This window comes from Flavobacterium panacis (assembly GCF_024649945.1).
GTDB lineage: Bacteria > Bacteroidota > Bacteroidia > Flavobacteriales > Flavobacteriaceae > Flavobacterium > Flavobacterium panacis.
In genome coordinates, this window is sequence record NZ_JANKMS010000001.1 from 266,753 (window position 1) to 280,334 (window position 13,582).

The 13,582-nt window shown below is 34.9% G+C and carries 16 protein-coding genes and 1 tRNA gene; 1 reads left to right on the top strand and 16 read right to left on the bottom strand.

The features are described from left to right. The first annotated feature begins 92 nt into the window (after positions 1-92). Positions 93-166 (top strand) — tRNA-Arg (locus NQQ59_RS01305). On the opposite strand, the gene NQQ59_RS01310 is transcribed toward NQQ59_RS01305, so the two are convergent. The 16 genes from NQQ59_RS01310 to NQQ59_RS01385 are packed head-to-tail and all read right to left on the bottom strand — an operon-like array spanning position 132 to position 13,498. Then, positions 132-1,682, bottom strand: coding sequence for a recombinase family protein (locus NQQ59_RS01310; RefSeq protein WP_257698078.1), 1,551 nt, complete (start codon positions 1,680-1,682; stop codon positions 132-134). The genes NQQ59_RS01305 and NQQ59_RS01310 overlap by 35 nt on opposite strands. After that, entirely contained in the window at positions 1,679-1,843 is a 165-nt protein-coding gene (locus tag NQQ59_RS01315; RefSeq protein WP_167443804.1) for a hypothetical protein, read from the bottom strand. The genes NQQ59_RS01310 and NQQ59_RS01315 overlap by 4 nt, the downstream gene beginning before the upstream one ends. Positions 1,844-1,903: 60 nt before the next feature. Beyond that, entirely contained in the window at positions 1,904-2,188 is a 285-nt protein-coding gene (locus tag NQQ59_RS01320) for a hypothetical protein (protein ID WP_115887091.1), read from the bottom strand. Positions 2,189-2,198: 10 nt separating this feature from the next. Beyond that, entirely contained in the window at positions 2,199-3,239 is a 1,041-nt protein-coding gene (locus NQQ59_RS01325; protein WP_257698084.1) for a hypothetical protein, read from the bottom strand. A 28-nt stretch (positions 3,240-3,267) separates the two neighbouring features. After that, positions 3,268-4,071, bottom strand: coding sequence for a hypothetical protein (locus NQQ59_RS01330; RefSeq protein WP_257698086.1), 804 nt, complete (start codon positions 4,069-4,071; stop codon positions 3,268-3,270). Positions 4,072-4,099: 28 nt separating this feature from the next. Then, positions 4,100-4,948, bottom strand: a complete 849-nt coding sequence (gene traN, locus NQQ59_RS01335; protein ID WP_144212946.1) for a conjugative transposon protein TraN — start codon at positions 4,946-4,948, stop codon at positions 4,100-4,102. Positions 4,949-4,963: 15 nt separating this feature from the next. Next, positions 4,964-6,238, bottom strand: a complete 1,275-nt coding sequence (gene traM, locus NQQ59_RS01340) for a conjugative transposon protein TraM (RefSeq protein WP_144212948.1) — start codon at positions 6,236-6,238, stop codon at positions 4,964-4,966. Between the two features lie 4 nt (positions 6,239-6,242). Then, positions 6,243-6,509, bottom strand: coding sequence for a hypothetical protein (locus tag NQQ59_RS01345; protein WP_257698089.1), 267 nt, complete (start codon positions 6,507-6,509; stop codon positions 6,243-6,245). Between the two features lie 6 nt (positions 6,510-6,515). Next, positions 6,516-7,136, bottom strand: a complete 621-nt coding sequence (traK, locus tag NQQ59_RS01350) for a conjugative transposon protein TraK (protein WP_257698090.1) — start codon at positions 7,134-7,136, stop codon at positions 6,516-6,518. 16 nt (positions 7,137-7,152) lie between these two features. Further along, the gene (gene traJ / locus NQQ59_RS01355; RefSeq protein WP_307777117.1) at positions 7,153-8,355 is read right to left on the bottom strand and encodes a conjugative transposon protein TraJ; all 1,203 of its coding nucleotides are present in this window, start codon (positions 8,353-8,355) and stop codon (positions 7,153-7,155) included. Between the two features lie 4 nt (positions 8,356-8,359). Next, positions 8,360-8,995 (bottom strand): TerB family tellurite resistance protein, encoded by a 636-nt coding sequence (locus NQQ59_RS01360; protein ID WP_257698091.1) that lies wholly within the window; start codon positions 8,993-8,995, stop codon positions 8,360-8,362. Between the two features lie 4 nt (positions 8,996-8,999). Further along, complete coding sequence (locus NQQ59_RS01365; RefSeq protein WP_257698092.1) at positions 9,000-9,620, bottom strand: hypothetical protein; 621 nt, start codon at positions 9,618-9,620, stop codon at positions 9,000-9,002. A 14-nt stretch (positions 9,621-9,634) separates the two neighbouring features. After that, positions 9,635-10,318, bottom strand: a complete 684-nt coding sequence (locus NQQ59_RS01370; RefSeq protein ID WP_257698093.1) for a conjugal transfer protein TraI — start codon at positions 10,316-10,318, stop codon at positions 9,635-9,637. A gap of 12 nt (positions 10,319-10,330) precedes the next feature. After that, positions 10,331-12,799, bottom strand: a complete 2,469-nt coding sequence (locus tag NQQ59_RS01375) for a TraG family conjugative transposon ATPase (protein WP_257698094.1) — start codon at positions 12,797-12,799, stop codon at positions 10,331-10,333. Between the two features lie 33 nt (positions 12,800-12,832). Continuing rightward, a complete protein-coding gene (locus NQQ59_RS01380; RefSeq protein ID WP_257698095.1) occupies positions 12,833-13,147 on the bottom strand; it encodes a DUF4133 domain-containing protein in 315 nt (104 codons plus the stop codon). 12 nt (positions 13,148-13,159) lie between these two features. Then, on the bottom strand, positions 13,160-13,498 hold the full coding sequence (locus NQQ59_RS01385; RefSeq protein WP_257698144.1) for a DUF4134 domain-containing protein: 339 nt from the start codon (positions 13,496-13,498) through the stop codon (positions 13,160-13,162). Positions 13,499-13,582 lie beyond the last annotated feature (84 nt).

The window sequence follows — 13,582 nt, forward strand, 5'->3', positions numbered from 1 at the left end:
TGCTTGTTTATCTCACATTTATGTCTATCTTTGCACCCGCAATAAGCAATCAACAAAGCTACAAAAAAATAGCTAATTGATAACAAAAAAAAGGCCTCGTGGCGCAACTGAATAGCGCATCTGATTACGGCTCAGAAGGTTACTGGTTTGAATCCAGTCGAGGTCACTTCTCGGGACAAAAGATAAAAATCATCTTTTGTCCCGTTTTTTTTTGCTTTTAACTGTTTGTTAATGAGATAAATAGACTCCACTATTTTGTTCACTCTAGCGGTTTGTACTTTATTTTCGTGAATTGTGAAATTTTCGGGGTAAACTAAACCAATTAGGCTTCTTGCATCAGATAAATCCCTTTTCAAATATGAATCACTAAGCTTGATAAGGTTGTCAACCCCCTTTATCAGTAGCTCTTCAATACTATGCTTATCTTTAGTAACTGTTGATAGCTCACGTTCAAGGTTTGCAATTCGTGCACCATAGTCATCTTTCATTAGCTTATAATCATCGGCTTCAATTTTTGATGTAAGGAGAAGATCTCTTGCATTGCTTAATCTGAGTTCAAAATCTTTTATCTGTTCTACAAGTCTTCTTTTCTGTTCGCCGGCATTATTTGCGAGATCACGATGTGTTTCATATAAAATCGAGCTGTATAATTTCTTAATTTCAGCTATTGGCTGATACTTATTAAGATCTTCAATAAAAAGTTCATTGGCGATTTCTGAGTTAATTCTAAACTTACATTGCGCTTCACAGTGGTAATAATGATAGTATTTGTGTCTTCCTTTACATTTACTTCCTTGCAGCTTCTTTTGGCACTTTGGACAGATAAAAAAGCCTCTTAACGGGAAATCAACGACAGTTTTAATTTTAGGTCTGTAAAGGCGTGATTTTCCATCTAAGATATCTTGTACATTATAAAAAAGGCCTTCAGAAATAAGTGGCTCATGCTGCCCTGTAACAAATCTGCTTTCTTCATCTTTATATTTCGGTATAAATATTTTACCACAATAAACAGGATTTCTTATTAGGCCCCACATGTTATTTTTAGTTCTTTTAAATCCTCTTCTGCAAGCCATATGATATATTTGCTCTGTATTGAATATTCCTTTAGCCAATTCTTCAAATATCCAGCGCATAACAGAAGCGGCAGGTTCTACAAGTGCAATATATTTACTTCCGTCTTCTTTGGATTTATTAGCATATCCAAACGGTGCAATACCCATATATCTACCTTCTTTTTTCGCCCTTCTCATTCCATGAAAGGTATTTAAAGCCCTACGATCGTTTTCAACTTCAGGAGCCGCTAAGTAAAAAGCTAACATCATTTTATTTTCTGGAATTGCCAAATCAAGAGGTTGTTCAATCGCTTGAGGTTCTACACCTAACTTTCTTAATAAACTTATCATCTGATAGGCATCTCCGGCGTTTCTGCTGAAACGATCCCATTTGGTAAACAAGACCAGATCAGTTGTGTTTTTCTGTTTTTTCAGATTCAGTAAAAGTTTATTCCATTGTGGTCTATTAAATGTCTTAGCGGAATGATCCTCATAAATAACGTTACGCACTTCAATATAATTTATTGAGCAATATTTCCTTAAAACTTCTTCCTGATTTCTTTGCGAATAACCTTTTTCTGCTTGTTCGTCCGTGCTTACACGTATGTATAAATCTGCTATAATACTCATGACTCCAAAAATTTAGATACGGCTACATGTGCCATTTTTCGTAAAAATAGCAAAATTTCAGTTGCTTCTTCGATTGTAACATTCATACCCTCAGAGTTTAACATATTCATAGCTTTCTCTGGGGTTATTTTCCCTCTTGTGTTTTCCTCTTCATCTTCCATCCCTAAAAATATTTTATATAAAAAAAGCCCTTATAAGGGCTTTAGTTTTTTATTAATATATTACTCAAAAAAATAAATCTTACTCCCTTGTGTTTTCTTAAACGACCGCTCGTACTTTATATATCCATAACTACTCAATTCCTGAATACATTTATGATAAGTGTAAGCTGAAGAAATTTTTGCCAAAGGAGTTATTTCATGTCTATAGACCTGTATAGGATTCACGAAACCTTTTTCAACTCTATACTTTAGCAGTGCGGCATAAATTGCAATATGGGTGGAACTAATTCGAAAATCATTTTCAATTGCAGAAAAGAAGTCCAGTAAGCTTTTAAGATTTTCCATAGCCTTTATTTTATATTTTTCTGCATTTACTTTTGACTTTGATATCTTGACTTTTTAAACTTGATTGTAATTTCAAAGAGACGTCCCTTTTAACTCTAAACAAACTTTCAATTGTCACCTTCCTTAAATTTTCATTGTAGATATTCAGACACTTATTTTGAGGATTAGCTTCGATGTAGACCTTACATTCCTTTCCTTCTTTGGCTAAAGTCACTGCTTCTCTTCTGCCTTCTTTAAGAGAATCTATTAAAGAATTGATATCCGATTGATCCGAAGTCTTCAGAAATAATTCAGATACACTTTTTTCAATGTTGAAGCCATATGATTCATGAAATTCTTTTAATTGATAATTATCAACTCCTTTTTGATTAAAATCTAATTGCTTCCAGGTCCCTGCTGTTAAAACTGCTCTACCTGATAGTAATTCGTAAGCCTGCTCTGAATTAAAAGCTTTTACCTCGTCAACATCAAAATAATATTGCCTGGTCTCATTATTACCATTCTGATTATGGAGACTAGAATTAAAACCTTTAAAATCATAATGTCCCTGTTCATTTTTGATAAAATGAAGAGAATGTTGCATCTGCTCGTGCTCATTAAGATAATAAGATATTGGAACAGTAAATTTATCCTGCCCCAGCCTCATATACCTATCAACTTTATTGTATGCATCTTTAAAGCCAGCACGTTCCAGATTATCTGTAAGCAACTGATTGCTTTTTAGTTCCTCTCTGCTTTCTTTTTGAGCATTGATTCTTTCTACAACAAATTTGCTCATTAGTTTATAGAAATACTGCCGAAACCTGTCCGGATAAATTTTCTTAATTAAAGTGTTTCGTTCGTTTCTTATAATCTGCAATGCAGTACGTTCATCTAATTGATTTGTATTCTTGTACTTCAATAAAATACTTTCATAGAACCTTAGTTTCTCTTTTAATAGAGAATTTTCTAACGATGAACTTGATTTAAAAAGTTTCTTCAGTCGGTCTTCTTTTGAATTCCAACCAGCAATCTCTGACTCCAGTCTATTTGTATGAACCTCACTATTCATAATTTTAAACTTTAGAGGTTAAGAATTTCTATACAGATTTACCTGCCTTTCTTTTATGGGCAGCAGTTTTCTTTTCCCTCTGATCAGGTTCATCATCACTATCCTGCTTCTGGGATTGTTCTTTCGATGCTGACTTTTCTTTTGATTCCGACTGCTTTTGATCCTTGCTCTCGCGATGATTAATCCTTTGTAAATTATCGTCGTAAACATTTACAGTTTTAAATTGTGGATTTGCCTCTACATACTGTTTGCTTTCTACTCCACTAACAACAAAAGTTACGGACTGAAGATTACCTTTTTTAAGTGAATTTAAAAGATCTTCTTTGTATTTAGGTGTTTCAAGTTCCTTTATAGAATGTTTTGCTAAACTTGCTTCCAAATCGTACCCATAATTTTGATGGTAATGATTTATTTTAAAGTTTCCATTGCTTTCGGATTCCTTAAAGTCAATTTTTAGCCAGGAATTATACACTTCACCTTCCTTCGTTTTAAGATCTTTATTTACAGAACGACCTTCCATTAAATTATAAGCTTCTTTAAGGGTAATATTACTGCTGTTGCTATTAATATAAAAAGTCTGTTCTAATCCTTCTTTTGATTCTTCTTTTTTAAGATTCACATGATAAGAATTAAAAAAGTACAGATCACTTTGGTCGGATTTTTTAAAATTCAGCTCGGCAGTCATTGCATCTTTTCCATAAATGCCTTCTTTTATAATCTTAAACTCTGTCTCTCCTTTTAGCATCTTTTCTTTCAGATCCTGATCGAACGTTTCTCCAAATCCAGTATATTTCAACTGATCTTTTAGGAATTCTAAATTTTTCTGATTCATGATAAATTATTTTAATGTTATTATTGTTTTAAAAGCTATTAAGAACATCAAGATCAATTAGATCATTATTCTTGATGTCTATTTCTAATTGTCTGCCGCCATTCTTTTCAATAAGTTGAATCGTGAGGTATTTTTTCTCAGGGATAGTAAACTTTGATAAAGCATAGACTAAATTCACTTCAGATTTATCTGGAATCAGCATGGAGCTGGAAGTTGAAAAAAGCGGAAGTATTTCAATTTCCTGTGAAGCTGTACGTTTAGATTTTCTCTGATCCCGAATAAAAAAACGAAGCTGGTCTATATCGTAATTTATCTGTGAAGTATTACCTAAAACAAGTCTGATGTAAAGAACATCCTGATGAATAAATATGCCGTTCACACTAAGATTAATATCAAATCTTGAACTCTTTAAACCGCTTATTTTTTTCTTTTTCAACAAAGCAAGCTTAGAATACTGTTCAATTTTCTTTTGATTTTCATTATCGAGCGAAAACAAAATATCATTATTTACTATTGCACTATTGTCAGCCTTAATGTTTAAATCTGGGCATACCTCATCATAATTCAGAACAAAGACATATAGCCTGCTGTCGGCTGTAACTACAGTAATATTGGTCTGTATAAAATTCTGCTTAGCAGCTTTCAGCAGTAAAATGTTTTCTACTCCTTTCGCCTTTTGCATTAAAATATCCTGACTTCCCTTATCTATACTTTTAATCGCATAAGGAAACACTATGCTTGTTGTTTTAGAATAAGCAATCTGCACGTTTTTAAACTGATCCTGATTGAAATCAACAACTCTATTTATCAATTGTGCATTACCCGACAGTATACTTAAAAGCAGGCAAACCAAATTCATCCAATTATTATTTTTCATTTTTTCAAGATTTAATTATTTCAAATTCTTTTGTTTTTCATCGTAGAGTAAAACTTGATATCCAGCCTTTATCACAACTTTTATAAGTTTTACCTTTTTGCTCATAAGGCTTTTTGCTGCTTCAATTCCCATCTCTGCAGCCTGCGCACCCCATGAGTCGGTAACTCCATTTAATCCTAAAGTTTGAAGAGAGCGGTCTGCAGAAGTTTTAGCTACGTCCCTGCTTATTGCTCCCGGAATATAGATTCCGTCAATTCCATCCAAGTCGTAAACAGAGAGTTCAACAGGGAAAATTGAATTTCGATACTGGATATTATTAATTTTAACCTCCAGCCTTTCTCCTTTCAAAGATGCAATGCCATACAAAAAAGTGTTCTTAGGAATAAGTATGCCCTGGAGAAATACGTCAGTTTTTAATCTTAATTTTATAATTGACCCATTTACAATAGTTTGTGTCTCGTGTATTATTGCTTCGATTGAATTCTGCTGCTGTTCCGAATCTAAGTTTTCATCAACTGAATAAAATGAGTTAGATTTTAAGAGATCTGGAGGTGCTGTATTTTGCTGTAGAGAAGTAGTGTTATCTACTTCTTTTTTATGGCTAACAGTGAAAACTTTTCCTTTGTTTATTTCTGAAGCTTGCTTTAACTTTTCCTGTACACGTGATGGATGCTGAATATCAAGAATGTTTTCAAGCATACCGCCGAGTTGTTTTAGTTCTGGATCAGGTTCTTGCGAAGTGCCTATTTGTGACATCATTTGCTCTAAGTTTTTTATCGCATCTGATTCACCTTTTGATGATCCATAGTTTTCAAACTCACTCATATCCTGACCATAATTATCAGGGACAGCAGGCTGGCTGATTACTTTTTGAAGTGCTTTAAGTTTTTGATAAACTTTCTGTTCGTTTGCATCTTGATAAGAGGATGTATTAAATACACTATGTGCTCTTACTAAATTATTATCCGTAAAATCATCTATTGATCCTTCTGCTATTTTTTGATTTGAGTAATTAGGGTCTTTTTTTATTTGTTCCAGCAATTTGATCGAATCTACTGCCGCTTGGTCGTAGTAACTCATTTTATCGAGTGATGAATCTTCTTTAAATTTAGGAATGGGAAGATTAAAGTTAAATCCCTTTTTGATTTCTCTTTTGGCCGTTTCTGCTTCCATTCTTCCACCACCTAAAATGTAGAATAATATGGTTATAAAAGGAAGTGTTATAAGAGGCAGAACTAAAAGCATTTTTCTTCTTTTAGATTCTTTGAGTGATATTATTTTTTGCTGCATGACATTACTTTTTAAAATTGATTGTTTTAATTTTTGAAATAGCTGCCGGATTTTTATTTATTTCAGAATTTTTCTTTGAGAACGCCGCGTAAATGTTATAGAGAAAATACCCTCCCTCCAAAACAGTAAACAGAACCAGCAGATAAATAATGGCTCTTTTAGAAAGTCTGCCCGTTAAAGATTCCATTTTTTGCACCCACTTATCTTGTGCAGATAAGTAATACTTATTGTAAATAAATGGCTCTTCTCGCTTTTTAATCAATGGTTTCATAACTGTCTATTTTCTATTTTCAACAGTTAAATCTTTGTTTTCGATGGTATTCCATCGTTCGATTAAAAAACCATGTGGATTGTTGTCGCTTCTCGATACATTTCGCAGACCTCCTTGGGTTATAAGGCTTCTTTTTAAGATACTGGTAGTCCTTATTATGCTTTGTTTGGCATAGCATTGAAAGCGGTACGGATATTCTTTAGTGTCTATAGTTATACTGTCGATCTGAATTGTTTGGCTTATATTTCCTGAAATGATTCCAGAGTAGAAACCATTCTCTTTTAGATCATCATAAATTCGCTTTGCACTGTCATCAGCCAGATAAAGAGCTTTTGTAACATTGGTTTTAATTACTTTATCATCAGGATCAAGGGTAAAGAAAAATTTATGAAATGTTTTTACATGATCTCTTGCTTCCACAGGTACATTATCTCTTCTATCTGATGCATATGCTTCCATAGCTTTCCCATTGGCAAGAATATAAACCTTATCCTGCATCAGAGCTACAGACTCAAAGCTCTTATAAAGCGTGTAACAGCAGATAATAATACATCCTACAATTACCAGCATTGTAAATCCTCTCACATATCGGAATGCAGTATCTATATTTTTCATTTTAGTAAACATCTTTTATCTTTTTAGGTTACTCTGAATTTCCTTTAAGCTTGTTGTTCATGTAATTTCCTTTCTCTTTAAAATACGGAGTATTACCAGCTGATGAGGACATACTTTGTGACATTTGGCCTGCAGCATTTCCCATTGAGTCCATTACCATACCAGCGCCTTGCGAGGTTTTTGTAATAACTGAATTAGTAGTACTGCTAAGCATACCAGTAACTTTCTGTCCTAAGGCTCCGCCTCCACCTGCATGAACGATGTAATTAGCTACTGATGGGACAGTAAAATAGCCTATGATTCCGATAATCATAAAAATCAAGTAAGACATATCGGTCCTGCTAAAAAAGGTGTCTCCTGTAGCCTGCACCTGCGACAGATCCAGCTTCAGCATCAGCTCCTGGATTTTACCGATGATGCTTCCAAAGATATTGGCAACAGGAAGCCACAGGTAAATATTGATATATCTTGCCAGCCATACCGTGAGTGTATGCTGAAAGCCATCAAATACAGCAATACCAAATACAAGTGGTCCCAAAATAGACAACACCACGAGTTGAAATGTCCTGAGCGTATCAATACATAGAGCCGCAGCTTCAAATAAAACTCTCAGTACTTCACTCATAAATTCCTTTACAGAATTTCGAAAGTTATAAGAAGCTTTTTCCATTGCAAATTTGACATCGTTGCCGATTCCTGCCAGCATGCTCTCATTGGACGGATCTTCATCATGGGTGTACTTATACCATTTGTCCCTATCCCCAGTTCCTGCAACACCCACATACATTTTCCATGGATCAGTCTCTCTTATCGCTTTTTCTTTCTCTTTGAGAAGGACTGCAACAGCATTATTGGAACCTGTAACCATAGCGGCAGTTGCTGTAACCGTTGGTTTCATAACCCCGTTAAGTAGCGCTAATACCGAAGGGAAAATCATAATACAGAACCCAATTACAAAAGGCCTGAATAGCGGATAAAAATCAATGGGTTCGGCGTTAGCAATATGTCTCCATACTCTCGAAGCTATATACCAAATCGTTCCGAATCCGGCTATCCCCTGCCCTACAGCCAAAAGATTACTACACAAGGGCATCATCTCATCATAAAGCTGATCTAAAACCGAGTGCATACTCTGCATATTATCGCCAAGTCCCTGTGCACTTGCAGCAAAGGGTATTATCATTGCACCAGTTAATAAAAGCACTGTTTTAAAAGATTTATATATGTTCATTGTTTTAATTTTTTAAATCAAGAAGTTCTTTGGAAGCATATACATCTTTCTTTTCCTTTGCTCTCTGCAGTACCAGTATGCTTGATGATTTATTAAAGTCTCTCAAAAACAAAAGTTTATCCTGCATCTCCATATAAATATTATCAATTGCTTGAAGCCTTTCATCGTCTGACATTCTTAACTTATCAGCTGTAATTACCATAGTTAGTTCATCAAGGTTTCTTAAACTCTGGTTCAAAAGGTTTCCATAAACTTTCTCAAAATAGTTGATCTCCTGATGGCTGAAACTTTCACTTTTCAAAAACCTGTTCAATCCTTTTTTACTTTCTTTTACCAACAGTATTTGATAGTTTACGATATCTGCTATCCTTTTGTAATTTTTGACCGTTGGGCTTACCTGCATAAGGGCATCTAAGAATTTTTTATGAAGATTAAAGTTGCCTTCGGACATATCTTTAACTGTTTTGTAACCTCCCGAAAGCAGTTCATAACCCTTTTTCATATCGCTTAGAATCTTTTTGAACTGCGAGAGTTTTTCAATGTTTAAGATCAACTGCTGGATTTCTGCCGACTGTGCATTCATGCTGCTTGGGATAAATCCAAAAGAAACCAGAAATACTAAAATCAATATCCTTTTCATAGCGTTAATTTTTAAGTCCGTAAATACTTTGTGTGGACTCAGCACTTCTTTTTTCATGAGATTTTGACAATGACAGTAACTTTGCTTCATTACTAAAAGACAAACAGAAATCGTAATTACCAACCATCGTTTTGTATAGCTCATCTATACGATCTATCCTTTGGTCATCTTTAAGCTCCAGTTCTGAATCAGTAGTAAGAACCAGAAGCTGGTCTAAAGTTTCATTGCAGCTTTCTAGTAATCTTTCAAAAGAACGCTCAATATAATCGAGCTCATTTCCCTGAAATAAATCATCAGTCTTGAGTTTAGTATAAGTGCTTTTATACATTTTCACTATCTTAAATTGCAAGGAGATAATCTCTGCTGTTTTATAATAGTTTCTTACCCTCGGATTAATCTTCAATAACGATGTAAAATAATCACCATGGAGATTAACTTCTCCTGTCTTTACATCACCAATGAAATTTAGACCTTTGGAAACAGCTGAATATCCTTTTTTAGCATAATCCATGTAAACCTGAAGTGCAGCGATCTGCAGCAACAGTTCCTTTCTCTGCTTGGCCTGTGCATGAATTCCTTGATTTAAAAGAAATCCCGTGAAGAGCAGTATGATTAATTTTTTCATGATATTTAATTTTATTACGGAATTCCGTAAAATTGTTTGACCTGATTTACTTCCGTTTCAGTTTTAGCTCTTTGAAGACTAAGCATTATATTCTGTTGATTGAAAAGTGTCAAGTCATCATAAGTGGAATCAATTTGATCAGCAGCTTTATTTATAATCTCCAATCTTTTTAAGTCACTCATCTGCGTTGAAAAAGAATCCAGAATTAAAAAGATCTGGTCAATATTCTTAACACTCTCCTCTAGAATCCCTGAATAAACTCGCTCCATATACTGAATTTCGCTTTCTTTAAAGTGAGAATCCTGCTTGAACAGATTCCAGGCTCTTTCATATTCCTCAACCAGTTTTGTCTGCTTCTTTGTAATATCTTTTATCCTCTGATAGTAAGTAATAATAGATTTTACTTTTGCCAGTTCTTCATAATAACCCTGATATAAATCTTTCTGCTTTTTCGTCCAATCAGAAATTTCATCCAACTTTAATTTAGACAATACATTTTCAACTTTTTTCTGGGCATTCTGAAGCCAGATTGTCTTATTTTGCAGTTTTTGAATTCGAAGGTCAATTGCTTTAATAACTTTCTTGGTAACTGCTTTAACGATCTCCAGTATGGGCAACGTCACTGTATTATTTGCAGATCTTGCAGGATTGCCGATAAGCAGCAAACATATCATGCAGGTAATTAATTTTGCTTTCATTTTCTTTTTCATTTAAATTCCATCTCTTATATCTTGAGCCATTGCAGCTATGCCTTTTTTTATGTCACCGTCAAACTTTTTAGCATAGGCGTTCATTTTTACCTTCTCGCTTTCCTCAGTTGTGTAAGCCAGATATTCCTCCAAAGAAACTTCTGTCCTATAGACCTTCGAAAGCCTTCCACCCAGAGAAATAAATACTTCTTTATACTTTTTATCGGGCTCATTCGCTTTATTAACCGAAAGTACGAGAGCTTTTTCCTTATCTGTAAGCCCCAGAAGTTCCTGTATCTGATCGAACTTGTTTTGATATTTGCTCTGGTCCAATAGGATTTTGCAGTCGCTGTTATTTATAATGGCTTGTTTTACTACTGGTGAAGAAATGATATCTTCTATCTCCTGTGTGACTACAATGGCTTCCCCAAAGAACTTCCTAACAGTTTTAAATAAGTACTTAATATATTCGGACATTCCTTCTTTGGCAATGGCTTTCCATGCTTCCTCGATCAAAATCATCTTGCGTACACCTTTTAGTTTGCGCATTTTACTTATGAAAACTTCCATTATAATGATAGTAACTACAGGAAATAAAATTGGATGATCTTTGATATTGTCCAATTCGAATACAATAAAACGCTCTTTCAAAAGTTCCAGATTCTCAGTGGCATTAAGCAGATAGTCAAACTCACCGCCTTTATAATATGGGCGGAGTACATAGAGAAAATTGTTTACATCAAAATCCTTTTCTTTGACTCTATCATCTTCCAGTATCTTTACAAAATCATTTTTCAAAAAATCATAAAAGCTATCAAAACAGGGAAAAATACTAGAGTCATTATCTAGCTTTTCATAATATAGCTGAAGAGCATTGGAAAGCGCCACATACTCACTTCGGTTAAAGGTTTCGTCATCTTTTTTCCACAGAGCCAAAAGCAGTGTTTTAATACTTTCCTTTTTCTCAGTATCCAGATTATCACCTTCAGAAATATAGAAAGGATTAAAACGGATCGGGCTCTTTTCATCATAAGTAAAATAATAGCCGCCGACCATATCGCAGAGTCCTTTATAGCTGTGTCCAACATCTACAAGAACTATATGTGTACCCTGCTCATAATAACTTCTTACCATGTGATTAGTAAAAAAAGATTTACCGCTTCCTGAAGGGCCTAGTATAAACTTATTCCTGTTAGTACATATTCCCATTTTTACAGGCTCATCGCTAATGTCCACATGTACGGGTTTGCCCGTTAATCGATCTCCAAGTCTGATACCAGTTGGACTTAAAGAAGACCTGTAACCTGTTTCCATGTTTAGAAAACATACAGCCTGCTCTGTGAAAGTGTCAAAAGTATCATTCATTGGAAAATCTGCTTCATTCCCCGGTATTCCAGCCCAATAAATCTGTGGAGCTCCAACCGTTTCCTGTTTGGCTGCTGAATCCATCTGAGCAAGTGCTGACGATACCTTGTTTTTGATATCTTTCAGTTCTTCTTTATCAGTACTCCAGGCCAGCACATTAAAATGTGCCTTTACTGGAAGTCTTTGCTGAGACACAGCTTCATTCAGGAAATCATTAGTGGCATCTCTGGCAATCATATTCTCCCTGCTGTAAGCCGACAGCGATTGAAGTCTTAATCTTTTACTCTCCAGTTTTTGGATAGTTTTCTGTGCATCTTCAATAAAAATGTACTGATTGTAAATATGGTTGCACGACAAAAGCTGCCCTAAAGTTGACGCAAATCCGACACTGAATTTAGTTTTATCGGTAGAATAGCGGTCAAAATTGATTCTAGATCCGCAAAGGCCAGGAAGGTCAGCGGCGTCACCGAGAGTAAATAGCTGGCAGTATTTATCTCCTACCGCAAGACCTTCATCAAACTTAATATCCTTAAAGACAAATGAATCTTCGTCCTCTGATAAGAAACAGTACTGCTCAACAAGACCAATTTTTCTATTTTCACTTTTGAGCGAATTGTTTTTCAAACGGATAACTTTAACAAAACCGTTGTCTTCCAGTATTCTCTTAAACTGTCCGGTGCAGTCAATAAAATCCTGCAACAGCTGTTTATTCAGAGTTTCGTCAGGTACCAGTTTATTTCTTATAAGACTAGAAAATAAAGAACTTGAATTCTTCCTTCCCTGCGGTTTTTTTGTCAGCATAATATAGCAGGTATGCTCCAGAAAAGGCCGTTCATTAAAAAATCTTTCACTGCTTCTTGTCAAAAAACTGCTGTCATCACTTGTAAAATCTGCTTTATATCTCTTTTCTAAAAACCAATCCTGCTTGTGAAAAACACAATACTTAGGTAATACCTTTAGTGCCTTGATCCACGACTGATGAAAAGCCTCATATTCCTGATCCGATAAGGTAAAAATCTCAGGTAATTCCACTCTGAACGCTACCGTAACATCACCATGCTTTGACAAAATACAATCATGCTCGACTGCCATAATGGGCAGTAAATCTTCCATCCTCTTCTCCATCTCCACTTCATTTTTACTATTAACGTTCTATAGCTATATCTTAATAAAAATACCTCTACTATAAACTTTAATACATTTTGGAATCTGCTTCTTGGCTAGTGCCTTCATCATGCCGAATTCTCCGTACTGATTACTCATTTTGTATATTTTAAAAACTAAAAAAGCACCAGCAGTCCCAACGAGTCCAACGCATAATAGCGAAGGAAGCCCAATGATATAAAGGATCGCAAAAATGATCATAAGAGATACAACGCCTCCTCCCAAATACCAGATATACTGAGCTTTTAAGCCTTTAAATTCTATACTTTGATTAATTCCTTTGTTGATCTGGTAAACACTGTTACTCATAAGGTCCTGTGTTTAAACCCCAAAGAAGGATTTAATTACTGTAGCCACTACAACCAGAAAGACACAACTTCCAAACCAAGCAGCAGCAACCTTGCCGGTATCAGGATCACCGGCATTCCATTTCTGATAAACCTTTACTGCGCCTATCAAGCCCAGTATTGCGCCTACAGCATACATTAGCTCAGTACCTGCATCAAAATAGCTCCTCACTTTTTGATTCGCTTCATTAATGCCGGCTACACCATCTTGGGCATAAATTTTTGTTTCATATACCAACAACAACGCAAGTATACAGTAAGACAATACTTTCTCTTCATCTAATTCCTTTAATTTCCATCCGCATTTTTTCATGACCATCATTTTTAAAGTTTTCAATACACTTATTTAAAAAGCAGAGAAATATCACTGTTGCAGCTCTTTTTCCTTGTCACATAA